This window comes from Guptibacillus hwajinpoensis, from assembly GCF_020171785.1.
Taxonomy (GTDB): domain Bacteria; phylum Bacillota; class Bacilli; order Bacillales; family Guptibacillaceae; genus Guptibacillus; species Guptibacillus sedimenti.
The window spans coordinates 21,197-46,192 of sequence record NZ_JAIVAE010000006.1 but is presented as its reverse complement, the minus strand read 5'-3'; the positions used below and the strand labels follow the sequence as shown (position 1 = coordinate 46,192).

The window sequence follows — 24,996 nt, the reverse complement described above, 5'->3', positions numbered from 1 at the left end:
GAGGTGAACCAATGAAGCAAACAGAAATCTATCTTGTCCGCCATGCGCACTCGACCTATTCACCAGATGAGTACGGTCGTGGATTATCGTCAAATGGCCATCACGATCAGAAATTGCTCATGCACCAGATGGCTGAAAAGCACGTCAATGTGATTCTTTCTAGTCCATATAAGCGAGCAATTCAAACAGTTGAAGGCATCGCTCAACAGCACGATAAGGACATTCAACTGATCGAAGCATTTAAAGAAAGAACACTCGCCGGAAAGCCAGTTGAAAATTTCCAGGAAGCGATAGAAATGGTTTGGCATAACGAATCCTATGCACATCCAGGTGGTGAATCAAACGATGAAGCGCGTAATCGCGGCATTGATGCACTGAAGGACGTGCTAAAAACATATGAAGGAGAAAGCATTGTCATTGGAACTCATGGAAATTTGCTTGCATTAATCATGAGTTATTTCGATCAGAAGTACGATGTCACCTTCTGGCGTAACCTTGATATGCCTGATGTGTATTGCTTGACGTTTGAAGAAGAAACCTTGGTAAACGTACAGAGAATATGGGAGAGAGTAAACTAAAACGCCGGCGAACTCGCCGTCGTTTTCTTATCGTTATTTGGTTACTCCAATAACCCTTCTTCCTTAAGCTTCTCTTCTACACTACCTGTAATATTTCGGTTGCTCGCATTTTCCGGACCTTTTCCGTGAAAGTCGTCACTGCAGTGTGACTGAGTTAAGTAAAAAGCATTATAAAGTAAGCGCCGATCCGCTATAGTAATGCCGCTATTCGAGAAAAGATACGTGCAATTCGTCTCAATGGGGGTACGCTTATCCTTTTGATCAACGTAATAAAACTCGTCTGTTACTGCCCCATACTCCATATCTTCCGTTGATGTTAAGTACGTGCCATCCTGATCATAAGGGATAACCGTAAAGCCTTTTTCTTTTTTTAACTTAGGTGCGCCTTCTACGTTATAAATAACGATCAATTTCCCTTCAAAACCTTCCGGAACGAGATGAATTGTATCGGTTGTCTCATGTTGAACCGATGCCTGTGATGAACAAGAAGCAGCCACGACGATCACTAGACTTAAAACAAGAAGCCTGAGCCAATACATTCGCTTCCCCCCTGACCATTTATACCCTTATTTCTTTTCGACGGTGACTGCCGAACTTCCTTCCTTTGCAGAATTTCACGAGAGGAGCGAATCAGAATGAGTCGCTCCTCTTGTGACCTTTGATGGAAATTTTTTAATCCTACTGCAATACGCAACGAATCTAAGAGTACTGAAGAAATTAAAAAAACCCGCTTCTTAATCGAAGCGGGATCCTTTTTTCTTTATACAGCAATATCTTTTTCAATTGCGTTCGAATCGTTAAACTTATCATGATTAAATTTCCCAAGAATACGGGAAGTGAGCGTTCCTGATGTCATTGCACCGTTTACGTTAAGAGCCGTACGTCCCATATCAATAAGAGGTTCCACAGAAATAAGAAGTCCTGCTAAGTAAACGGGTAAGTTCATTGAAGAAAGGACGATCAATGCTGCAAAAGTGGCTCCACCGCCAACACCAGCGACCCCAAATGAACTAATGCCTACGATTAGCACAAGCTGAATTAAAAATCCTGGGCTAAGTGGATCGATGCCAACTGTTGGCGCGATCATCACTGCGAGCATCGCAGGATAAATGCCTGCGCAACCATTTTGACCGATCGTAGCGCCAAACGAAGCGGACATATTCGCTGTTCCTTCATCAACACCAAGGCTATTTTTCTGTGCAGAAATATTCAACGGAATGGTCCCTGCGCTTGAACGTGATGTAAAAGCAAATGTAAGAACAGGTAGAACCTTTTTCAAATACGTAAGTGGATTTAATCCACCCGTTGCAATCAAAATTAAATGAATGATAAACATTACAAGTAAGGCGAGATATGATGCGAGAACGAATTTTCCAAGTTCAAGAATTCCGGCTACGTTCGTCTGAGCCACTGTTGTTGCCATTAAGCCCATTATCCCAAAAGGAGTTAAACGAAGAACAAGCGTCACGATACGCATTACGATTGCATAAACGGCATTAACACCCTTCGTGAAAACGGCCGCTTGTTCAGGATTTTTCCGTCGTACGCCAAGTGCCGCAACCCCTACGATTGCTGAGAAAATAACGACCGCAATCGTGGAAGTTGGACGAGCTCCAGTCATATCTTCAAACGGATTAGCGGGAATGAAAGCAAGAATCTTATCTGGAGTACTCATATCCTTTACGCTACCAAGCGTTTCTTCAAGATAACTTCCTCGGTCCTGCTCCGCCTGCCCCGCTTCAATTTGCTCGGCATTTAAGTCAAAGATGAGCGAACTTCCGACACCAACAATGGCCGCAACCATTGCAGTGGAGACAAGAATGCCAATGATCCAACCTGACATCTTTCCAAGCTCTGATGTCTTCTCAAGATTTGTAATCGATTGAATGATTGAAACCATAACGAGTGGAATAACGATCATCATGAGCAAGCGAACGTATCCGCTTCCTACAATGCTATACCAATCGGATGTTTGACTAACGATCTTCGAACTAGCACCAAATGCAATTTGTAAGTAAATCCCCAGCGCGACACCGAAACCTAATCCAGCAAAAACCCGCTTACTAAATGATACATGCTTCTGCTGCATCTTAATTAATACACCAATAAGAACAAGTAAAATAGCAATATTCACAATAACGATAAATGTATCCATACTGAATTCCCCCTCTTTAATATGATCTTGAGACTAAAATATATAATCCTTATAAGTTTAGTCGGCATTAATCTAAAATACTACCATATTGTGGCACTGTCAAGTAGAACCGTCGGAACAGTGCCTGTCACTCCCCGTTATTTGTCGAATGGGTAAAAGACTGAGGAAATCTCCTTCTTAAGGATGAGATAAAAACCGAACCGGTGGCCGGTTTATTTCATTTCGTTGCGACGTAGAATGAAAGTAACAAAAGAAACAAAGGAGGTGCTTCTGATGGAAAACATTTATGTGCTTGAACAAGAAATCATCAACCGCCGCTAACATCTAAATCATTTAAGGAGGATTCTCTATGACAATCTTATTGCTTATCAAAAACGTCTTTAAAACAAAGCCTCATGAGCAGCAGCACATACGCAATCACCATAATCGACACCTTGATCTGCTCGCAAGGTCCCCTTACCATCATAGCTAGCCCCCTGGATGTTGAATGCAGCCAGGGGACTTTTTCTTACATTTAGGAATTAGCTCATCAGCTTAACGTCAGTTGCAAAGCTTCTAATCCCACGATCGCTTCAATGACATCACTTTTCGAAACAGGTGAAGCCATTGGAAAATGAATCGACTCTCCTTCTTTCGTCGCGTATTCAGCAATCACCTCAGCAACGCCTTCCATATTTGCAGATGTAACCCCAAGTAACTCTAATGAGAGCGGCAAGCCAATTTGCTCATAGAAAGAAAACAACCCTCTTACTTCCGCCCACTCCCCTTCTAGTACAAGCTGTACTAAAATACCGTACGCAACTTTTTCACCATGAAGAAAAGAATGTGCTTCTGTAACATGCGTTAGCCCATTATGAATCGAATGCGCTCCAGCAATTCGTCCATAGCGATCACCAAGGCCGCCTACCATTCCTCCTGATAAAAGGTTCGTTTCAACGACGCGGATAAACGCATCGCTCAGATGACCCTTTTGCTGATCTTTAACCGCTTGATCACCATCCTTCACAAGCACATCGCGGCAGCTTTTAGCAACCTCGTATGCTAATTGTACAGACACAGGCGTAGAAGGTAGCTCTTCAATTAATGCTCTCGCTTCATACCATTTGGCAAGCGTGTCTCCAATCCCCGCTCGTAAATAAGCGATTGGCGACTGTAAAAGAATTTCGGGCTCTACAAGAACAAGATATGTACTTCTTGGAAAAATAGTATACGTAATAAATTCGCCTTCATCTGAATACTTCACGCTAAGGGGAGTGGTCGCTGCGCAAGTAGAAGCAAGCGTGGGCACGAGTGCTACATCTTTATTAATTTCGTGACCAACGGCTTTGGCAACATCGAGAACTTTTCCGCCCCCGACACCTAAAATCACATCAGCCTCATGAATGCTTGCTAATTCAGCTTGTCTTGCAATTTCTGTTTCAGAACATTCCCCATTGTACGTAGAGTACGCCGTATGAAAATCAGATAAATCAGGGAAGTATTCTTGAGCCGCCTCCCAGGAGCGATGCCCTGAAAGAATAAATACCTTCTCAAACCGTCCTTCTTGAAGAAGACGAGGTAAATCTTGAAGCACGCCCGATCGACATTCATAATGCCCAGGCGTTGCCCTTACTTGTATCGATTCCAATTTTCATTCCTCCTAAGCTTGCTGAAGCCATTCTTTGTTTAGTTCTTTTAATGAAGAAACTCCTGCTAATGATAATGAGATAAAGAGATCTTCCTTAAGCTGCTTTAACACACGTTGCACTCCAACTTCTCCATCTACAGCAAGTCCATAAAGGTAGGGTCGACCAACAAAGACTGCGTCAGCTCCAAGTGCAAGTGCCTTAACGATGTCAGCTCCACGTCTAATCCCACTGTCAAATAAGATCGTCAGCTCATCACCGACTTCCTTTTTAATAGAAGAAAGAGCATCAAGAGAAGCAATACAGCCATCTAGCTGACGTCCTCCGTGATTGGATACGACAATCCCTTCGATGCCAAAATCTGCAGCAACCCGCGCATCCTCCGCACTCAATATTCCTTTTAAATAGATGGGAAGCGACGTAACGCTTCTCAAATACGCAATGTCCTCCCAACAGAGAGAAGGTTTATAGAAAACCTTTTTCATTTCATCTAAAAAGGAAGCATTCTCCGACCGCCTTACTCGTTCGTTGAGTACGGGATCAGCTTCATAGTTTGCAATTCCCTTACCAAGAAGAAACGGAGAATAACCATTGGTCCGATCACGCTCTCGATAGCCAAGCATCGCCGTATCTACCGTGATAACAATAGCAGCATATCCTGCCGTCTCAGCTCTCTCTACCAAACTTTTAGCGATTGCAGGATCATTCGGATAGTACAATTGAAACCATTTAACGCCATGAGTTTCAGATGCAATTTCTTCCATTGAATAAGAAGAAACCGTGCTTAAAACAAACGGAAGATTTTCTTTCGCGGCTGCCCGAGCCGTCGCAAGCTCCCCCTCTTCATGAACAATTCCATGCATCCCAATGGGCGCAAGTAATATCGGTGCCGCAATGACAGATCCATTCACCTTCACTTGCGTTGAAAGATGCGAGACATCTGTTAGAAAGCGAGGAACGATCTTCCACTGTTCAAACGCCTGTCGATTCGCCCGAAGCGTTTCCTCAGCTCCAGCGCCACTTTGCACATAATCAAAAACATCATTAGGTAATTTTAGTTGCGCCATTTTTTCCAGCTGCTCATACTGAACAGGAAAAGTTGTATCTACGACCACGTTCATCCCCCTTCCACTTAATCTTTTTTCAAACGAGCAGAAAGAATGTTACCAAACGACTGAAGCCCCTGAACAAGGACAATGAGCAAAAACACCGTCACGTACATCACATCAACTTCATACCGCAAATGCCCATAGCGGTAAGCAAGGTCTCCAAGTCCACCTGCGCCAACAAGACCAGCCATGGCCGTGGCCCCAATGAGTCCGATCGTGGCAATCGTTAACCCAAGCACAATTGAGGATCGCGATTCTCTGACTAGAACGTGCCAAATAATGTGTCTCGTTTTGACACCCATCGCTTCATACGCTTCAACAACTCCGCGATCTACTTCAAGTAAAGCGGATTCCATCAGCCGCGCAATGTACGGAGCTGTAAAAACAACGAGCGGCACAATCACGCCTTTCACACCGATTGTTGTACCTGCGATCATCTTCGTAAAAGGTAAAATGAAAAAAAGTAGAATAATGAATGGAATCGACCTGATCACATTAATTACCGTGTTTAGTAAGCGGAAAAGAACCTTGTTTTCAAGTGCTTTTTCAGGTCGTGTTAAAACAAGTAACACACCTAGCGGAAGCCCGATTAATACCGAAATCAGGAGGGAAATCCCAACCATCTGAAACGTTTCTATAATGGCACTCCAAATATCTGCTCCCCACAGATCGAGAAATTCCGAAATTTTAGCTGACATGTGCTTCCACCTCCTGAACATATCCTTCGACGACAACACCGCTTTCTTCTAAAAAGGCCACTGCTCGATTCGTTTCATCTGCATTGCCTTCCAAATGAACGATAAGTCTGCCAAACGGCTGATCCTTTAGCTGTGTAATATTCCCGGCTAAAATGGACGGGTATACATCAAACTTTTTACTAACATGCGCAAGAGCTGGACTTCCGGAACGCTCGCCAATAAAGGAAAGGTTCACGATCTGACCGTTTTCTTTCAAACGCGTAACGAGCGACTCTGGAAGCTCATCTTGGAAGAGCGACTGTACAAACCGTTTTGCCGTGGATGTCTCGGGTTGACTAAAGATATCAACCACTCTACCTTGTTCAATCACTTTTCCATTCTCCATCACAGCGACTTCATGACAAATTTTCTGCACAACGTGCATTTCGTGAGTAATCAGTAAAATGGTAATGCCAAAATCACGATTAATTTGTTCCAATAGCGCCAAAATGGACTCGGTCGTATCAGGGTCAAGCGCACTTGTCGCCTCGTCACATAAAAGCACATCAGGTTCATGAGCAAGCGCACGCGCAATCGCAACACGTTGTTTCTGACCACCTGAAAGCTGAGAAGGATAAGCATCGCGCTTATCCGATAACCCAACGATCTCTAAGTATTTATCCACCCGATTTTCAATTTCTTTTTTCGGTACACCCGTTAACTTAAGTGGAATCGCAATGTTCTGGTGAACAGTTCCTGTTTTCAACAAATTAAAGGATTGGAATATCATTCCAATTCGCTGTCTTGTTTTTTGAAGCTTACCCGTTGATAAGGAAGTGAGCTCGACATCATTGATAAACACTTTTCCATTCGTCGGTCTCTCCAATAGGTTCACCATGCGGACAAGCGTACTTTTGCCAGCGCCACTATAGCCAATGACGCCATAGATGGTTCCTTTTTCAACCTGCAGTGAGACATCATCTACAGCTTTTGTTACCGTCTCGCCACTTTGATACGTTTTCGTTATATTCTCTAATCGAATCATCGTATTCACTCCTCTTTCAAATTACCAGGATGGAACAACAGACTTTGCAAATTCTTCTTGAACAAAATCTTTCACTTCACCCGTATGATAATAGTCCACTAATTTTTGAATACGGTCATCTTCTGTATTCTCTGTTTTTGTCGCAATCACATTTACCCACGGGGAGTCATCAGCCTCCATCTCGAGTGAATCTTCTTTCGGAACGCGTCCGCTTTCCATAGCGTAGTTTGTATTAATCGCCGCGATCGCAAGCTCTTCCAACTGTCTAGGAATTTGAGAGGCTTCTAATGGAATGAATTCTAAATTCAACGGATTTTTTTCAATATCCTTAATCGTTGCTTCTACTCCAACGCCTTCTTTTAATTCAATAAGACCAGCTTTCTCAAAGAGTTGTAATGCTCTTGGCTCTCCAGTTGAATGGTTTGGTAAACCAACTTTATCTCCATCTTTCAATTCATCAAGGCTTTTATATTGATCCGAATAAATCCCCATTGGAAAATTAATCGTGGACGCAACTTTTGAAAGATCTAAGCCTCTTTCTTGCACGAAATCCTTTAAGTACGGTTCTGTTTGAAACACGTTCGCATCAAGTTCCCCTTCATCAAGCGCCGTGTTCGGCATCACATAATCATTAAATGCGATCACTTCAATCTCAAACCCATCTTCCGCTGCCACTTCCTTTACTTTGTTCATCACATCTTCATGTGGCCCGGCCGTTACGCCAACCTTCAGTGGACCCTCTTCATCAGAACCCCCTGACGCCTCGTTTCCTGAACAAGCTGCCAAAAAGATTAATAGTAGTGCTCCTAGTAAATAGAATGATTTCTTCATCTTTGAATCTCCTCCTAAATTATGTAGTAATATAAAGCGTTCTAGCACTAAAACTTCAAAGCGCAAAAGTTTTAGAATCTGTTAAACCCCATCCCAATAAAAAAACTCCCTCTGTAAAGGACAGAGAGAGTTGAGTGATTTCGGATAACAAATCAGCCGTGCTTGAACTCCCTCTCATCTTTCAAACGATTGCTCGTTTGCTGGAATTAGCACCTTTCTCACGAACTGAGATGGTTGCTGGGCGTCATAGGGCCAGTCCCTCTGCCACTCTTGATAAGAGTTTTCAATATTATTTAACTATTTTCAATAGTATAGTATCTTTCTCGAATGGCGTCAAGGGTAGATCGAGAAAAACCGCGTGCCGCGTGCCCGCGAGTGCCTGTCACTCCCCGGTATTTGTCGAATCACTTCCTCCGCGTTGATCAAACCAGTTTACGAGATGCTTCAGCCTCGCCACTCTTAGCTCTGGATGTCCACTTCGAGATAAATTATGATCTGAATCTGGGAATCTCACAAACATCGTATCTTTGCCACGATGTTTTAAGGCAATATACAACTGCTCTCCCTGCTCAATAGGACAGCGGTAATCATGTTCGCTATGCAGAATAAGAAGTGGCGTCTGAATTTGATCAACATACTTCAAAGGCGAATGGTGCCACAGTTTATCAGGATTCTCATCAAGATCACTTCCAACTTCCCACTTTGTGAAAAAATAGCCGATATCACTTACCCCATAGAAACTCTGCCAATTTGAAATCGATCGCTGCGTGACGGCTGCTTTGAATCGATCCGTTTTTCCAACAATCCAGTTCGTCATAAAGCCACCGTAGCTTCCTCCTGTTACATAGAGTCGATCTTCATCAATAAAGGAATAGCTCTTCAACGAAGCATCAACACCCGCCATCACATCCTCATAATCGCCGCCACCATAGTCGCCTCGGCAGCCATTTACAAAATCTTGACCGTACCCCTGGCTTCCACGTGGATTTGTGTATAAAACCGCATACCCCTTTGAAACGAGAAACTGAAATTCATGCATAAACGAATTTCCGTACATCATATGTGGGCCACCATGAATTTCGAGAATGAGAGGGTAGGTTTGGTCACCTTTAAACCCAGCCGGTCGCATCATCCACCCTTGAATTTCTAAACCATCTTTCCCAGTGTATGTAAAGCTCTCTGGAGACGAAAGCTCCATTCGTTGAAGAACTTCCTCATTGGAGTGAGAAATACATTCCTCATTGACTCGGTCACCATGAAATGAAAGCGTATAGATATCACCAATGTTTAGAGGATCACTAACTGCAACTGCCGCCTCGTTTGTCTTCGGTATGTAGTGAAAAGCGTAGAAGTGCCTGTCACCACCCGTTATTTGTCGAACTGTGCAGTCGACGTTAGCGCAGTATACGCCAGTGTTTCCCTGTTCACTAGCAAGAAAATACACTTCCGTTCCATCCTCATTCCACACTGCCCCTGGCGAAGCGCCTCCCCAGTGCATATCTGAAATTAACACATCCGAGCACTCCAAATCAGCTATATCTGTTAAACAAGTAAACTCTCTTTTGTCTACATCAACGGTCCACACCTTATTTAATGTAGCTCCTTCGTGGAGAAAGAAGTGCCCGATAAACGAAAGCTTCTTACCATCTGGTGACCATTTAGGTGTGTCAAAGCTACCGCCTTCCCTGTTTAGTTGTTCAGGTTCGACCTCCCCTTCTTCTAAGCGCTGTACGAATAAATCCGACCGCATATACGTGCCTTGTTCCGCATCCTCATTGCGGCTTCTCACATAAGCAATCGATTGACCATCTGGTGACCAGCTAGGACTTGAATGATTAAACGGAGCATCCGTCAACCATTTAATTTTCTCTCCTCCTGAAGAAACGTCGATGATGACAATCTGCTGGTGATACCCATCCAGAAAACCAACGCCATCTGATTTATACTGCAAGTCCGTTACGACAAGAGGCTTCCGTCCCTCGACCTTCTCTTCTTCCTTTTTATCTTTACTTAAAATGAGTAATGATGTACCATCCGGCCTCCAAACCGGTGCTGATACACCGCTCTTCAAATTGGTTAGCTTGCGCGCTTCACCACCATCCGTGGAAATTAGCCATATTTGATCTTCTCCTGATCGGTCGGAAACGAAAGCAATCGTCTTACCGTCTGGTGACCAGCGTGGAGAACGGTCCTTCTTTTCTCCTCCTAAAGCTGTCCAATCATGCTCAATTCCAGTATCTCGGTTCACTAGTACGAGGTTTGAAGTATATTCTCTTTCCTCATTTATCACTTTTTTCACATAAACGATATAGGTTCCATCAGGCGAAATCTGAGGACTACCCACAAAGGTGAAATCATATAAAAGCTCTTCCAACTGCTCGCTCTTTTCCAATTCTTTTTCAATTTCTTTCTTCAAACTTTCCACTTCCCTTCTTCTCTTATGTCTCTACTTCCATTAAATAGGTGAAATACCTGCTTGTTACCTTTGCACGAACAGTTCAGTTACCACTTCTTTTCCAGCCCATTTTCTCTTTTTAGATCATGTTGCGTCTTCAAACCCCAAAAACAGAACATGTATTCCTATTTTACCTCTTTTTCTCTGAACATCTGCTCACTTTCATACCAAAACCACATCGGTTTCAGGTGATATATCTCAAAACGGTATTTGAATGATCTCATTATGAGATATATAATAGAATTAACAAATTGAAAGCGGTTACCAAAATCAGAAAGCCGCTTAAAATACTAGGGAGGATTTACAATGAGCCAGCAAGCACGAAACCAATTTATTGATCTTTTGTGCGACAAAACGACGATGAATAGAGAAGAAGTTCTCAAAATGTCTGATGCAGAAGTAGAATATTTTCACTGGCTCTACTTTGATGAATCACCAGCGGACTTGATGATGTAAATAGACGTTCACAGCCCCTGCAGGGAATTCCTGCAGGGGCTGTTTTGGTATGTAAAGGTGTATTTTTGGAGTGGACATTTGTACTTTGTAGGGGTCAGGCTCGAGCCTGACCCCCTATCCTCTATCCTCCTCCATCACCGCCACAAAATCCCCACACTTCTCCTCTAACATCTGCCTCGCTCTCTCCCCATCCAGCTTCAACAAAATCATCAAAACCGCTACACGTGCATCCCCTTCCGCCTGTTCACTATAGCGCGCGGCTTCTCCCTTACTAACTCCCGTCAACTCCTGAATAATCGAAACAGTCCGCTTCCGCAGCTTTTCATTCGACGCCTGCACATTGACCATTAAATTGCGGTACACCTTTCCAAGCTTCACCATGGAAGCAGTCGTAATCATATTTAACACCATCTTCTGCGCCGTTCCTGCTTTTAACCGGGTCGATCCCGTCACCACTTCTGGTCCAACTGGTAGTTCAATTGCGTATGTAACGATTTTCGAAAGCAGAGCGCTCGTATTGCATGAAATCCCCGCCGTCTTTGCACCTATTTCATTTGCCGCTTCCATCGCCCCAAGCACGTATGGCGTTCTTCCACTAGCCGCAAGACCAATCGCCATATCACGTTCACTCATATGTTTTCGCACATCTTCAGCACCAAGCTCTCGACTGTCTTCCGCTCCCTCAATCGGATAACGAAGCGCTCGGTCTCCGCCTGCGATAATGCCATTTACAAGATCCGCTGCTACGCCAAAAGTAGGTGGGCACTCAGAGGCATCTAACACGCCGAGCCGTCCGCTCGTACCAGCACCGAAATAATAGAGTTTCCCGCCATTTCTTATCACACCAACAACCTCATCAATCACTTTTTCAACCTGAGGAAGAGCGATTTTCACAACTCCAGCAACGCTCGCATCCTCCTCATTCATTAGCTCAATAATCTCAAGTGTTGAAAACTGATGAAGATGTTCCGATTTTGCATTTCTCATTTCCGTTTTCGCATTGTTTTCATCACTCATTTGCATCTCTCCTATTCGTTATCCGCTCATGACGTGATAAGACGACATAAGATTTGATTTTCGTTCTTCGGTAATCGGCTGCCCATTCACAATCAAGGCACAAATACATGCGCCTACCGCTGGTGATAAAGTCGGGAAAAACACATTGCTAATACCGCTTTTCCTTACTTCCTTAACAAGCCCATCCTGGAAAAAAGACGATTGCATCAATCCTCCACAAACGACAAGCCTACCGCTCCGCACCTCAATCGCATTAATTAACTCGCTCAACTTTTGATACGCATGCTGAACGAGACCCAAAGCTGTCGGATTTCGCTTTTCCGCTAGGGCGATCACCACTTCAGCCACAGAAGCGATTTTCATACGCGCATATGGATCCTCATAAATCGCCGTAATCATCTCGGTAACACTGGTTAACTTCAAGAAGGAAAGAAGTTCGTCACAAAAGGCTTTATCTACGATTAATCTTCCATCATGCATCATCGCAACAGTGCGAAGCGCATGCTGTCCAATATCATAGCCGCTGCCTTCATCTCCAAACAAATAACCCCAACCACCCGCTCGTCTTGAGCCATCCGGATCTAAAGCATAAGCAATCGAACCCGTTCCAGCGATCACAACTGTTCCTTCCATGGAAAAGGTTCCACTTGCTAACGCACCGTAGGCATCGTTCCGAACCTCGAGTCCTCCTTTATATCCTGGCAGGACCTCTAACACCCACTTTTTCCAGCGCAGCTGATCTACTTCACGATCACCACCCGCTGTGGAGACAAAAACACTACAAAGCTCTCTCTCTTTTACACCTGACATTAATTCCGTCGTTACCTGATGAATCGCCGCTCGAACTTCAACTTCCGGGCGCGATTTCACATTCGTGGATCCGACTATACTCTTTGAGAGAATGACCCCATCCTGATTACAAATGAGGCCAACCGTCTTCGTGCCACCGCCGTCTATCCCCATATACACTTTTTTATTTAATGGCACCCTGAGTCAGTCCTTCCATAAATTGTTTCGATGCGATGAAGAAAAGCACAATCATCGGCAGTGAAGCTAACGTTAGTCCTGCAAAAAGCGCCCCCCAGTCTGCAGAGTATTCACCGAAAAGTGAAAGCATGCCAACCGGAATCGTCTTTTTCAGATCATCCGTAATAAAAATGAGCGGGAAAAAGAAATCATTCCACGATTGGATAAACTGAATAATCATAACCGTTCCAAGCGCTGGACGCATTAAGGGAAGAACAACATTCCATAAAATACGCAGGTTTCCAGCTCCATCAATTCGTGCCGCTTCTTCAAGCTCGCGCGGCATCGTTCGGAAGAATCCGGTCAAAATCAGAATTGACAGAGGTATCCCCGTTGCCACATACATAAAAATCAGCGACCATAAGGAGTTTAATAGATTCAAATCTTTCATTAAAATAAACAACGGCACGATGCCAAGTTTAATCGGAAGCATCATCCCCATCAGGAAAAAAAAGAAAATAATGTTATTCCAGACGAATGTGAAGCGTGCAATATAGAAAGCAGCGAGTGAAGATGTGATCAGAATTAATAACACAGATACAACACTCACAAAAACGCTGTTCATAAAATACGTCGTAAACGGAATCATTTCAAGTAAGTTCCGGTACGTATCAAGGTTGAACGTCTTCGGCAAGGAGAGTGGACTTGTGAAAATCTCCGCGCTCGTTTTGAAAGACGAAAGGATCATTAATAAAATCGGATAGATGCTGATTGACGCGATCAGAAAAGCAAATACATAGTAAAACGGTCTCGTCCAGATCGTATGGTTCATCAGTTCGCCTCCTTACATGTCCACTTGTTTTTTCTGCATGTAGCGTAAATAAAGTGCGGTAAAAAATGAGATAAAGAGAAAGAGCACAACCGCCAGTGCGGATCCTAATCCGACTGCCGTCGTTGATCCACCTGCGGAGCCGCCGAATGCGAGGCGATAGAAGTAAATCGCAAGCGTATCCGTCGAATGATAAGGTTCTCCCTGCGATCCTTGCATCGCATAGACAAGTTCGAATGCCTCGAACGACTGAATAAACGTAAGGACTGTCATAATCATGAACGAAGGAACCATTAACGGTAGAACAATTTTTCGGATCATCGAAAGGCCATCTGCGCCATCGAGCTTACCTGCTTCAAACAATTCCTTTGGAATCGACTGAAGACCAGCAAGAAAAATGAGCACACCGAACCCGATGCCGTACCAGCAGTTAACGAGAATGATCGAAATAAGAGCTGTATCTGGATCACCAAGCCACGCTTTTTGGAGCTGTTCCAAACCGATCTTCTCAAGAATGACATTTAGTGCACCGTAGTTTGGATTTAAAATCAGCTTCCATAAGAATCCGACAACAATAACGGATAACAGTCGTGGCAGGAAGTAAGCAATTTTAAGAAATTCCGACCCTTTTACCTTTTTATAGATAATATAAGCCAGAATAAAAGCAAGACCGTTTTGAAAAATCATCTGTAGCACGAAATAAAGAATGTTGTGGCCAAAAGCATTCCAGAAAAGTCCTGAAAAAGGCTCAAGTGTAAAGAGATCCTTGAAATTCTTTAAGCCGACAAACTCTCCGCGCACAATCCCTTTCCAATCAAAAAAGCTGTACGTTAATGCGGCAAATAGTGGATAAACAATAAATAGCCCATAGATGAGAAGAGCAGGAATAGGAAAAAGGTGGATGGTCCACCTTTTCCAGTTCCTCTCCTTCTTCATTTTGACGACTGAATTTGAATTCGTAGCTGGTTTCATACTCTCCGCCCCTTATTTCTGTAGTGGCTCATACCATGACTGCGCGCTTTCCTGAACCGTTTTCGCTACTTCCTCCGGTGTGCGTTCACCAAGGTACATGCCTTGTAGCTCTGTTTCAATTGTCGCTTTCGTGGACGGATTTCCACCAGCAAAGTGAACAAGCATCATGTAAGGTGTCGACTGCTCTTCTGCTGCTTTTCCGAGCGCATTCACAAGCTCATCCTCAGACTCAATCCCTGGAATCGCGCTGATCATTTTAAATTCTTCTGTGAACATCGTGCCAAACTCTTCCGTTGTCATAAACTGAAGAAATTTCTTTGCGGCATCTTTATGCTCAGAACTCGCATTGATCGCATAGGAGCCATCCACCCATGTTGTAATCGTCGGCTCTTTTCCAACAGCAGACGGAATCGGGAAGAAACCGAGTTCAAGGTCAGGATTCATTTCACGTAGCACTTCAATTTCCCAGCTTCCTAGCGGGAACATCGCTGCGTCACCTGTAAAGAACATCGTGCGAATATCTTCCATCCCAAGTCCTTCATAGTTATCAGGGAAAAACTGTTTTAGCTCATCCATTGCGTCAATCGAGCTTTGAAATTCGTCGCTTGTAAAATCGGTTTCGCCTGCTGTAATCTGATCGACGAATTCATTGCCACCATAGTGAGCAGGTCCAATGATGCCATGTGATAACGACAACAGCCAGCCTTCTTTTGTACCAAGGGCGATCGGTGTCGTACCTTCTTTCTTAATTTTTTCATTTAGCGCCATGAACTCATCCCACGTTTGTGGTTCTTCAAGGCCCATTTCTTCAAACATTTTTTTGTTGTAAAACATTTGGGTCGTGCTCATATTAAGCGGTACACCATATTGCTTATCATCCGATCCTTTTGAAGCGGATAGCGTTTCTTCTGGATATTGATCGAGGCCTTCTAAATCATCAAGCGGCTCCAAGTATCCTGCATCCGCAAGTTCGATCCCAGGTGTATAAGGACGTAGGTGAATGATATCAGGTCCTTCCCCACTTTGAAGGGCTGTGTTTAAAATCGTGTTATACTCCGTGTTTTTGGAAGGTTTAAACTCAACGTTAATGTCCGGGTTTTCTTCATTAAATTTATCGATGATTTTTTGATAACTTGCTTTATCTTCTGTTCGCCAGCTGCCAATCGTTAGCGTGACGCTGTCTTCACTCGCTTCAGAATCTCCTGAATTGCCACCACTTTCAGAGCTACATGCGGATAAAACTAAAATAAATGCTAAAAAACCAGTTAAAGTAAACGCTTTCATTCTATTCATTACTTTTCCCCCTCGTTTAGTTAGTAAAATGAGCGTGAATCAAAGAATGAAGATTAGGACGAATGTGTTTCATATTGTGCTTCCTTCCATACTGAACAACATTCGTTAAAAACGTAACAATCAGCTCTTTCTGCGGATCAATCCATAAACTCGTTCCCGTAAATCCCGTATGGCCGAAGCTTCCTGCTGACCACCCCCTTCCGCATGATAAAGTAGTGCCTTTCCCGCTCCACACTTCAAACCCCATGCCGCGGTTTTCAGCAACGTGATTCCGAGTCTTTCTGATCAATTCATGTGATAGCACCGTTTGCGTTTCTGGATAAAGAAAATAAGATCCAAAATTGCCAACATCACTCGCAGTAGAAAAGAGACCAGCACTTCCGCTCGCGCCGCCAAGATGGAGCGCTTTTTCATCATGTACTTCTCCTTGTAGATAGCTCTCTTTCGTCCACTCTGTTGAAGCGACTTGCAGCGGTTGATCTGGATGAAAGCTAGTCTGTGTTAACCCCAACGGTTTATAGAGAACCTTCTTTGTAAAAGCGGAAATCGGCCGGCCAGTTATCTTTTCAATGACCATTCCTAGTAAAATCATGCCAAGATCGCTATACTTTACAACTGTTCCAGGCTTAGAAATAAGTTCAGCATTCACCACTTCGTTAAAAACATCACGTGTCTCGAAACGTTGTACAGGTGGCGTAAGGTCGGCTGGAAGTCCTGTCGTATGGGTAAGCGCCTGACGAATCGTAATCTCTTGGTGTACGAATTCTGGGATGTAGGTTTGAATCGTGTGATCGAGTTCAACAGATGTGTTGTCAACAAGCCATAGGATCGACGGAAGGGTGGCCATTACTTTTGTTAAGGAGGCAATGTCAAACCGTGTTGATATTTTCATGGTGTGGGGTTGATGGTTTGAATCAATAAATCCACCGTATGCACGATGGAAAACGGTGCTCCCTTTCTGTTGAACGTGAAGAACAGCGCTAGGGAGCTCCTTTTTGACAATAAGATCGCGGAGATAGGCGTCAATTTCAACCATGCTTTTTCGCAACCTCCACCGCTTTTCGCGTGCGTTCAAGTGCCGCTACGCTTTCCTCGTAGTTTCGGCTTGTCATGCCTACGTATAAAATATCAATTACATTAAGCTGAGAAATACGGGAGCTCATCGCGCCGCTTCGAATGCTTTTCTCAAGAGAGCTTGTGAACAGCTTAATATCAGCAAGATCTGATACTGGGTTCGTGCCGTACTTGGTTAATGTTATAACGGTGGCGCCGTTATCCTTTGCGATTTTAAGCGATTCAATGATATCGTTCGTTTGACCTGAGTAGGAGATACCAAAAACAACATCCTGCTCCTCGAGATTCGCGCTAATCGTACCTTGTGTATCATAATCGACGGCCGCTTCACACCAGCGATTGATGCGAGAAAGCTTTTGTTTAAAATCCTGAGCAATTAAGCCAGATGCTCCAATGCCAAACAGGGCAATTTTGCGCGCCTGACTAAGGGCAGCGATCGCTTTCTCCACTTCCTCTTTTGAAAGAACCGAGATCGTATCATTGATTGATTGAATGTTGTTGTTTGAGACATTTTCAATAAATGAATCCACTGTACCATCAATCGAAATTTCTTGATAAGATTTACTCGTTTGCTTTGTCGCAAGATCCCCTGCAATCCGAAGCTTCAGTTCTTGAAATCCTTTGTAATTTAGCGTACGAGCCAGACGGATGATCGTCGCTTCGCTTACTTCTGTTCGTTTTGAGAGCTTCTGGATTGAGAGATTGATCACTTCTTCTGGGTAATGAATAATGTATTCCGCCACTTTTCGTTCTGAAGGTTTTAATGAAGTGATTGATTCCTGAAGACTGATCAGGCCACCGTTCATAACTAGCCCACCTTTATCTTATAAATTTTCAATCATTTCATTTTAGCATATCCTCTTAGCCTAGCTCGGCACAACAGCAGATTCAATTGCTTTTCTTAAGTGACCGTCATACCTATCTAACGTAGCGTGAACCGCTTCACCTGTTAATCCAGTTAGTAAGGATAAAATCGCTGCCTTCGTTGATCCATATTTTTCTAGCGATTTTTCAGCCTCTTCGACCGATACCCCAGCAATTTCAGCGACAATGTTCTTCCCGCGCTGCACGAGTTTCCGGTTCGTTGGCACAACATCGACCATCAAATTGCTGTAAACCTTTCCAATTTTGATCATGGAAGCGGTAGTCAGCATGTTCAGGACAAGCTTCTGAGCCGTTCCCGCTTTCATACGCGTTGATCCTGTTACAACTTCCGGCCCTACATCCGCAACGATACTGTAATGGGCCACTTCCTCCATTTTCGAATGGCGACTACAAGTTACCGCACCAACCGTAGCACCTACTGTTTTCGCGTACGCCATGGCTGCTACTGTATAAGGCGTTCTTCCACTTGCGGCAATACCAACAACCACATCGTTTGAAGTAAGGTTAAGCTTCCTCATATCCTCTACGCCCTGTTCTTCATCGTCTTCTGCTCCTTCAAGAGCATATTGAAGCGCCTGATCTCCTCCTGCAATGACGCCGATCACCTTTTCAGATGGGGTGCCGAACGTAGGTGGACATTCTGATGCGTCAAGAACACCGAGCCTGCCACTCGTTCCTGCCCCAACGTAAATTAAGCGACCGTCCTTCTGAAAAGCCTCCACAATTTGATCAACGAGTTGATCAATGATAGGCAACGATGCTTTAACGGCTCCTGGTATCACATGATCTTCTTGATTTATCACGTGAAGAATTTCATACGTTGTCATTTGATCAATCTTGAGTGTGTTTTGGTTTCTTCGTTCAGTCTGGATGTTTGTTAAATTCATTTCATTAATTCCTTTCATCTGTAGCATCATTTTTCAAACGTAAGTCAAAGGGCTGCGACGCCCCGATCCATTGTAAGAGCGGCAAATCAGTTGTTGTTACATTTCCAATTACATTCACTCGATCATCTGACGGAAGATCACGTTTTGTTAGCTGGATTTCGCCGGCATAGCGGCCATAGTTCACGTTATCAATCGTCACCGCCCCATATTTTCGTTCCATTGAAATCATGGGCTCAGGACGATCATGAAAACGTCTGGAAGTCGCGGAACGAATCACATCTCGAGCTTGATCAGGTCGATTTTCATGACGACCTGCGACGTGGTATCTATCAAACTGTGCATTTGAATTCTCCACTTCAAGTGGAATCACGCCCTCTGAAAGAAGTGATAGTTTACGAAACTGATTGTCGCTAATCGAAATATCCCCAACCAGCACGTGGTCCACATTATAGTGATAGAGAAGATCAGCGCAGGCGATGTGCGGTGGGACGTGGCGATGTTTCTCAAGTGTTGGTAAGCCCGCATAAATAGGTCCTCTCAGCTGTCCATCTCCAGGAATGAATGCCATCGTTTGGATGCCGTATTCTTTAAATAATCGATTTCTCTCAGAAAAGAATTCCTCATCAAGTCCCGTTTCAGGACGTGGGTAATAGTTATGCCATGCTTCGAGATTCTGTGTGTTTGCACCTAATTCAACCCACCGCTTGATGTCTTCTCTTGTTACGGTGCTCGCATTAAGACCAACTTTCATCTTTTGAGACAGTGAAACGATTAAGTCATCAGTATACCCGTAATCAGGCCGAATTCCACTCAATCCCCACTCTAGTAAATCTTCAAAGTTCTCAATTCCTAAAAAGGTGATGGAGTGAGGCGAGATGTCCGCCACTAACTCCATCTTAAATTTTTTTGCCAAACGACCAAGCTCTTTTAAACGAGTTTGATAGATCGTGTGATCGTCTTCTGGTATATGTAAGGAAGTGAAAAGCACCTTCACTCCGAAAGACTGCGCTTTTTCTAACTTCCGTTCCATATCACCATCACTTCCTAGATAGATAGACATTCCGAGCACCTTGGTACCTCCTCTATGCAGCTGTCGTCTTTGAGACTCCTTTATCAATCGCAACCGTCATTTCTTCTTTAAATCCGAACAGATACGTGAAGACAAAGCCAAAGAAGTACGCCACGACAAGGGAAATGATGTAGTACAGAATTTGATTTGAATTCACAAGAAAAATGAGCGGCAAGCCGGATACGCCAATTGCGATGGTTGCGACTTTAAAGAATGCGGCAAAAGCGCCTCCGATCGCTGCACCGAGACATGCTGTGACGAACGGTCGGCCAAGTGGCAATGTCACCCCAAATATTAGTGGCTCTCCGATACCTAAAATCCCAACTGGTAATCCAGCTTTAATGACTTTTCTAAGCTTCTTATTTTTTGTTTTAAAATAAATTGCGAAGGCTGCTCCAACTTGACCGGCGCCTCCCATTGCAAGAATCGGAAGCAGTGGATCATCACCAATCGTGTTAATTAATTCCATATGAACGGGCGTTAGTCCCTGATGGAGCCCCGTTACGACAAGCGGTAGGAACGTTCCTGCAAGAATCAATCCTGAGAAAATACCTCCAGCGTCAATTAATCCTAATAGTCCTTGTGTAATCAAATCTGAAACGAATCCGCCGATCGGCTGAAGCACGATTAACGTCGCAAACCCTGTAATTAACACCGAAATCGTTGGCGTTACGATAATATCAAGAGAAGAAGGAACGAAGCGACGCACGCGACGCTCTGTCCAGGCCATGAAAAAGGCAGCGAGCATGACACCGACTAAACCACCACGACCAGGAACGAGCTGTTCACCAAAGAGCGTAATATCCGCAAGGGCCGGGTTAATGATCAGGATACCTGCAATTCCACCTAGTGCAGGGGTTCCACCAAATTCCTTAGCAGCGTTAATCCCAACGAAAATACCAAGATAACCAAAGAGTCCCCAACCAATGAAATTAAGTATCGATACGATTGACGTTTCAGGATCGACACCTGATCGAATGACGATGTTCGTAATTCCGGCAATTAACCCTGAGGCTACGATCGCTGGAATAAGCGGAATAAAGATGCTGGCTATTTTTCTTAAGAACAATTTGAAAGGCGTAGCGTTTTTTTGCTTCAAATCTGATTTCGTTTGAGCTGCAAGTCCTTCAAAAATGTCTTCATTATCATCCAAATCCTCAGCTTCGACGCCACTCATCTTAGAAACTTCTTCTGCTACCTTCGTCACAATGCCTGGTCCTAAAATCACCTGAACCGTTTCAGCTTCGACAACGCCGAGTACCCCGTCAATTTCTTTTAACTGTTGGAGCGCTACTTTTGACGAATCAATAGGTGTTACGCGAAGCCTCGTCATACAACTTGTTAATGATTGAATATTCGATGGCCCACCGAGAAGAGGTAAAATCTCACTAGCTAACCGTTCTTCTTTTCTCACAAGCTTTCCCCATTTCTTCTGATGATTTCATGACACGTCTTCATATCCTTCTTCAGCTATGTAATCAGATAACTGCCCCCTAAGGCGTGCGTAATCCTCCCCTCTTAGTATGTTTGTATTGAATTTTCTAATAATTTAAGTTTAACAAGTTTTATTTAATAATGTAAGTGTTTTTGTGAAGTTTTATTACATAAAAAAGCACTCGCCATTCACGAGTGCGTTTAAACCCTTAGTAAAGCAAGTATTCTTCTCTTACTTCTTTAAAACTTTCAAGATCTTCTTCCCACTGCTGCTGCATTTCTTCGACGCTTTCGCCATTTTCAATCGCTTCTCGAATCCAACCGTTTCCTACGAGAAGATCAAAGAACGAAACCCCAGCGCTGTTTTCTGCACGGAATTCGAAGTCCTCTGGGTATAGATCATGTATGGTTTTCACTAGACTAAGGCCTGTTGTAACTGGTTCAAATGCTTCTTTATCGGTTACATGAATTTGAACGCCGTGTGTTAACTTCCCAGCGTGCTTCGAGAACGAAGGCGTAAAGGAAGCCGCTCGAAAATCAACGCCTGGAAGCTCAAGATCGTTCAATTCATTGGCTAGTTCCGTTGCGTTAATAAAAGGTGCGCCAATTAATTCAAATGGCTTTGTCGTTCCGCGACCTTCTGAGACATTCGTTCCTTCAATTAAAGCGGCACCTGGATAGACGAGTGCTGTATCAAGCGTTGGCATATTTGGCGATGGAAGCACCCATTCGAGAGGCGTGTCATCATAGTACATGTCCCGCTTCCACTTATCCATTTCAACAACAGTCAAATTAGCACCTATTTCAAATTCTTCATTAAAAAGTTGGGCGAGCTCTCCTACCGTCATACCGTGGCGAAGTGGAATTTCATATTTTCCAACGAAAGAAGAGTACTCATCATTAAGTACAGGGCCTTCTACCGCTTCACCACCAAGAGGATTCGGTCGGTCCAATACGATAAATTCAATGTCATTTTCAGCTGCAGCTTCCATGGCATAAGCCATCGTGTAAATATACGTGTAGAATCGCGTTCCAACGTCTTGAATATCAAATAGAAGCACATCGATGCCTTCTAGCATTTCAGGCGTTGGTTTTTTCGTATCGCCGTACAGACTATAAACAGGAAGACCTGTTTCTTCATCAATATAATACTCCACGTATTCTCCCGCCTGTGCACTTCCACGCACGCCGTGCTCTGGACCATAGAGCGCTTTCAAATCAACATCAGCGTCATTGTGTAATAAATCTACGATACTGTTAAGCTCTTGATCAACACCCGTTGGATTTGTAATGAGGCCAACGCTTTTACCTTCGATTAATTCTTTCTGATCTTCAAGGAGCACTTCCACACCAAGCTCGAATTTCTTCTTATTTTTATCATGACCATACGCATTTCCTTTTCCATTGTTATCCGCAAGCGCGACTGACAAAGAGGATAGAACAAGCATCACTGTCACAACCATAACCAACCACTTTTTCATATTCCGAACGCCTCCCCATTTTTTAAAAGATCGGAAAGAAGGAGCGCCTCTCCCCGATCATCAGTGTTAGTACGTTAATCCGTGTCCAAAGTCGTAAAGGATGCCGCCTGTTTCCCCTGGAATCGTGATCGGGAGCTTACCTGTTGGTGCATTTTCACCAAAAATAGTAGCAGCTGTCGCTTCAAAACTCGCTGTTCTAAAACCATACTGTGTGAGGTAACTGTCAACATCCGGATACGCCATAATGTCATATGGATTCCGAATCCCAACAGCAATAACCGGTGCATCTGCTTCATTCATGATGGCGTTAACCATCAGCATTTGCGGATGCTCAGGTGAACGCGTTCCTACGCTATACGTGTACGTTCCTACAATAATTTGATCAGCGGAAACAATCGTTTCACGCTGTTCATCCGTTAACGTGTAGCTGGAATTCGCTTCAATGACTGTCGTATTCTCATGCTGTGCTTTTACAGCGTCACCTAGCGTAGACACAAAACTTCTCCCAACCACGACTACGTGATCATCACTGTTTGCATCAAGCGGTAAAACATCCTCATTTTTCACAAGTGTGATCGACTTGTCGGCAGCTTCTTTCTCAACCGCTTTATGCTCGCCTGATCCAACGGTTTGAAGCGCTTCTTGAATTTGGTCTTCTACATCAATAGGATGCTCAGACTTGATAATCCCTCTGTTCACTTTTAACGTTAAAATGCGTTCAACGGACGCTTCAATGCGCTCCTCAGGAATATCACCTGATTCTACTGCTTCATATAATCCTTCTGCTACTTCCGGAAGACCAACAGGCATCAAGACAATATCCGTTCCTGCTTTCACGGCGCGGATTGCTGCATCGACAGATCCGAAGTGATCTTGAATCGCGCCCATGTTCATTGCATCGGTTGTAATGACGCCTTCATATCCCATCTCATCGCGCATTAATTCGGTTAACACTTTGTGAGAGAGCGTGGCAGGAAGCGAAATTTCCGTTCCATCTTTTTTTGAAATTACTTTCGTATCATCAATTTTCGGAAACGTCACGTGAGCGGTCATGATCGCGTCGATCCCAGCTTCCATCGCCTTTTGGAACGGATAAAGCTCTACTTCCATAAGGCGATCTTTGTCATAAGGAACTTCAGGCAGGCCGAGGTGAGAGTCTACGGCTGTATCACCGTGACCAGGGAAATGCTTTGCCGTTGCCGCTACGCCAGTTTCTTGAAGTCCTTTTGTATAAGCAATCCCGAGATCAGCAACAAGCTCCGGATCTTCTCCAAATGAACGAACGCCAATAACAGGGTTATCGGGATTGTTGTTCACATCCATATCAGGTGCAAAGTTCATATTGATTCCAAGAGAAGCTAGCTCTTCTCCAATCGCATGACCGACTTTTTCCGAAAGCTCTGGTGAACGCGTTGCGCCAAGCGCCATGTTCCCAGGCATGTCGGTTCCCGACTGAAGACGCGTAACGATGCCGCCTTCTTGGTCAATCGTCATCAGCATGCCGTATTTTTCAGAAGCCTCTTGATATTCAGCGACTAGCTTCGTTGTTTGTTCAGTAGTCACCACGTTCTCACGAAATAAAATCACGCCGCCAAGATGATACTGTTTGATCTGTGCTTCGATTTCCGGAAGCATCTCAGTGACATTTTCACCATTCCAGTTTCGGTAATCTGGCATGAGCATTTGACCAACTTTTTCTTCCATCGTCATGCCCGCAATCGCATTATCAATCAGGTTATACTTCTTTCCTTTTTGCTTAACGATCACTGGAGAAGACGATTTTTTATCCGCTTTATTCACTTTGTAATCAATCGCAATGCGATCGCTGCTTTCGCCATCAGAAACGCTAATGAATGTGCGGCCACGCTTACCTGTTAACGTAACCTCCCCATCCTCATCTACTTTCGCAACATTTTTATTCGATGACTTCCATGTAAGATTTTGCTCTGTTTTCATAAAATGTCCGTCTTCATAAATATGGAGTGGATGAAGGGTGATGGTATCTCCCTCAAACTCTGCGCTTACTTCAGGAACGTTTTCCATTAAAATGATTTGTGGCGCACCTTCTGCACTAGCCTTTGGCAGCCACATTTGTGAAAACATCATCACAAACGCCAATATCCCCACCGCGATTTTTCGTGCTTTCATTTTATCCCTC

The 24,996-nt window shown here is 44.0% G+C and carries 23 protein-coding genes and 1 riboswitch; of the genes, 3 read left to right on the top strand and 20 right to left on the bottom strand.

Annotation, left to right across the window (positions count from 1 at the left end; translation table 11 throughout):
• Nucleotides 1–11: 11 nt before the first annotated feature.
• Complete coding sequence (locus LCL91_RS09505; RefSeq protein ID WP_224881962.1) at nt 12–578, top strand: histidine phosphatase family protein; 567 nt, start codon at nt 12–14, stop codon at nt 576–578.
• A 41-nt stretch (nt 579–619) separates the two neighbouring features.
• Here the strand turns inward: LCL91_RS09505 and LCL91_RS09500 are convergent, their stop codons facing one another.
• Both LCL91_RS09500 and LCL91_RS09495 read right to left on the bottom strand, forming a co-directional pair.
• Complete coding sequence (locus LCL91_RS09500) at nt 620–1,117, bottom strand: DUF6843 domain-containing protein (protein WP_224881960.1); 498 nt, start codon at nt 1,115–1,117, stop codon at nt 620–622.
• Between the two features lie 221 nt (nt 1,118–1,338).
• Nucleotides 1,339–2,733 carry an L-cystine transporter gene (locus LCL91_RS09495; protein WP_224881958.1) on the bottom strand — a complete coding sequence of 465 codons (1,395 nt, stop codon included), beginning with the start codon at nt 2,731–2,733 and terminating at the stop codon, nt 1,339–1,341.
• Between the two features lie 349 nt (nt 2,734–3,082).
• Here LCL91_RS09495 and LCL91_RS22025 point away from each other — a divergent pair, with 349 nt between their 5' ends.
• A complete protein-coding gene (locus tag LCL91_RS22025) occupies nt 3,083–3,205 on the top strand; it encodes a hypothetical protein (protein ID WP_255639990.1) in 123 nt (40 codons plus the stop codon).
• Between the two features lie 57 nt (nt 3,206–3,262).
• Here the strand turns inward: LCL91_RS22025 and LCL91_RS09490 are convergent, their stop codons facing one another.
• The 6 genes from LCL91_RS09490 to LCL91_RS09465 form a co-directional block, all read right to left on the bottom strand.
• Complete coding sequence (locus LCL91_RS09490; protein ID WP_224881955.1) at nt 3,263–4,360, bottom strand: iron-containing alcohol dehydrogenase family protein; 1,098 nt, start codon at nt 4,358–4,360, stop codon at nt 3,263–3,265.
• Between the two features lie 12 nt (nt 4,361–4,372).
• A complete protein-coding gene (locus tag LCL91_RS09485; RefSeq protein ID WP_224881952.1) occupies nt 4,373–5,479 on the bottom strand; it encodes an alpha-hydroxy acid oxidase in 1,107 nt (368 codons plus the stop codon).
• Nucleotides 5,480–5,490: 11 nt separating this feature from the next.
• The gene (locus tag LCL91_RS09480) at nt 5,491–6,165 is read right to left on the bottom strand and encodes a methionine ABC transporter permease (protein ID WP_224881950.1); all 675 of its coding nucleotides are present in this window, start codon (nt 6,163–6,165) and stop codon (nt 5,491–5,493) included.
• Nucleotides 6,155–7,189 carry a methionine ABC transporter ATP-binding protein gene (locus tag LCL91_RS09475; RefSeq protein ID WP_224881949.1) on the bottom strand — a complete coding sequence of 345 codons (1,035 nt, stop codon included), beginning with the start codon at nt 7,187–7,189 and terminating at the stop codon, nt 6,155–6,157. Before LCL91_RS09475 ends, LCL91_RS09480 begins: the two co-directional genes overlap by 11 nt.
• Before the next feature lie 21 nt (nt 7,190–7,210).
• Nucleotides 7,211–8,020 (bottom strand): MetQ/NlpA family ABC transporter substrate-binding protein, encoded by an 810-nt coding sequence (locus LCL91_RS09470; protein WP_224881948.1) that lies wholly within the window; start codon nt 8,018–8,020, stop codon nt 7,211–7,213.
• 171 nt (nt 8,021–8,191) lie between these two features.
• Nucleotides 8,192–8,300, bottom strand: a riboswitch (SAM riboswitch).
• A 102-nt stretch (nt 8,301–8,402) separates the two neighbouring features.
• Complete coding sequence (locus tag LCL91_RS09465; RefSeq protein WP_224881947.1) at nt 8,403–10,436, bottom strand: S9 family peptidase; 2,034 nt, start codon at nt 10,434–10,436, stop codon at nt 8,403–8,405.
• Nucleotides 10,437–10,781: 345 nt separating this feature from the next.
• Between LCL91_RS09465 and LCL91_RS09460 the strand changes: the two genes are divergently transcribed.
• Nucleotides 10,782–10,931, top strand: coding sequence for a BH0509 family protein (locus LCL91_RS09460; protein WP_142329588.1), 150 nt, complete (start codon nt 10,782–10,784; stop codon nt 10,929–10,931).
• Between the two features lie 114 nt (nt 10,932–11,045).
• On the opposite strand, the gene murQ (LCL91_RS09455) is transcribed toward LCL91_RS09460, so the two are convergent.
• From murQ (LCL91_RS09455) to LCL91_RS09400, 12 genes are all read right to left on the bottom strand, one after another.
• Nucleotides 11,046–11,948, bottom strand: a complete 903-nt coding sequence (gene murQ, locus LCL91_RS09455) for an N-acetylmuramic acid 6-phosphate etherase (protein ID WP_224881943.1) — start codon at nt 11,946–11,948, stop codon at nt 11,046–11,048.
• 18 nt (nt 11,949–11,966) lie between these two features.
• Nucleotides 11,967–12,935 (bottom strand): N-acetylglucosamine kinase, encoded by a 969-nt coding sequence (locus LCL91_RS09450; protein ID WP_224881941.1) that lies wholly within the window; start codon nt 12,933–12,935, stop codon nt 11,967–11,969.
• Nucleotides 12,922–13,746: a carbohydrate ABC transporter permease gene (locus LCL91_RS09445; RefSeq protein WP_098445157.1), complete on the bottom strand. Its 825-nt coding sequence runs from the start codon at nt 13,744–13,746 to the stop codon at nt 12,922–12,924. The genes LCL91_RS09450 and LCL91_RS09445 overlap by 14 nt, the downstream gene beginning before the upstream one ends.
• A 12-nt stretch (nt 13,747–13,758) precedes the next feature.
• Nucleotides 13,759–14,715 carry a carbohydrate ABC transporter permease gene (locus LCL91_RS09440; RefSeq protein WP_224881940.1) on the bottom strand — a complete coding sequence of 319 codons (957 nt, stop codon included), beginning with the start codon at nt 14,713–14,715 and terminating at the stop codon, nt 13,759–13,761.
• 12 nt (nt 14,716–14,727) lie between these two features.
• Nucleotides 14,728–16,008, bottom strand: a complete 1,281-nt coding sequence (locus LCL91_RS09435) for an ABC transporter substrate-binding protein (RefSeq protein WP_224881939.1) — start codon at nt 16,006–16,008, stop codon at nt 14,728–14,730.
• 16 nt (nt 16,009–16,024) lie between these two features.
• Complete coding sequence (locus LCL91_RS09430; protein ID WP_224881938.1) at nt 16,025–17,044, bottom strand: serine hydrolase domain-containing protein; 1,020 nt, start codon at nt 17,042–17,044, stop codon at nt 16,025–16,027.
• Entirely contained in the window at nt 17,037–17,888 is an 852-nt protein-coding gene (locus LCL91_RS09425; protein ID WP_224881937.1) for a MurR/RpiR family transcriptional regulator, read from the bottom strand. The genes LCL91_RS09430 and LCL91_RS09425 overlap by 8 nt, the downstream gene beginning before the upstream one ends.
• A 60-nt stretch (nt 17,889–17,948) precedes the next feature.
• Nucleotides 17,949–18,854 carry an N-acetylmuramic acid 6-phosphate etherase gene (murQ, locus tag LCL91_RS09420; protein WP_224881936.1) on the bottom strand — a complete coding sequence of 302 codons (906 nt, stop codon included), beginning with the start codon at nt 18,852–18,854 and terminating at the stop codon, nt 17,949–17,951.
• Nucleotides 18,855–18,858: 4 nt separating this feature from the next.
• Nucleotides 18,859–19,914 carry a DUF871 domain-containing protein gene (locus tag LCL91_RS09415; protein ID WP_224882345.1) on the bottom strand — a complete coding sequence of 352 codons (1,056 nt, stop codon included), beginning with the start codon at nt 19,912–19,914 and terminating at the stop codon, nt 18,859–18,861.
• A gap of 22 nt (nt 19,915–19,936) precedes the next feature.
• Complete coding sequence (locus LCL91_RS09410; protein WP_224881934.1) at nt 19,937–21,337, bottom strand: PTS transporter subunit EIIC; 1,401 nt, start codon at nt 21,335–21,337, stop codon at nt 19,937–19,939.
• A gap of 229 nt (nt 21,338–21,566) precedes the next feature.
• Nucleotides 21,567–22,838 (bottom strand): exo-beta-N-acetylmuramidase NamZ family protein, encoded by a 1,272-nt coding sequence (locus LCL91_RS09405; protein ID WP_224881933.1) that lies wholly within the window; start codon nt 22,836–22,838, stop codon nt 21,567–21,569.
• A 66-nt stretch (nt 22,839–22,904) separates the two neighbouring features.
• Nucleotides 22,905–24,986, bottom strand: a complete 2,082-nt coding sequence (locus tag LCL91_RS09400) for a glycoside hydrolase family 3 N-terminal domain-containing protein (RefSeq protein WP_425589672.1) — start codon at nt 24,984–24,986, stop codon at nt 22,905–22,907.
• Between the last annotated feature and the right edge of the window lie 10 nt (nt 24,987–24,996).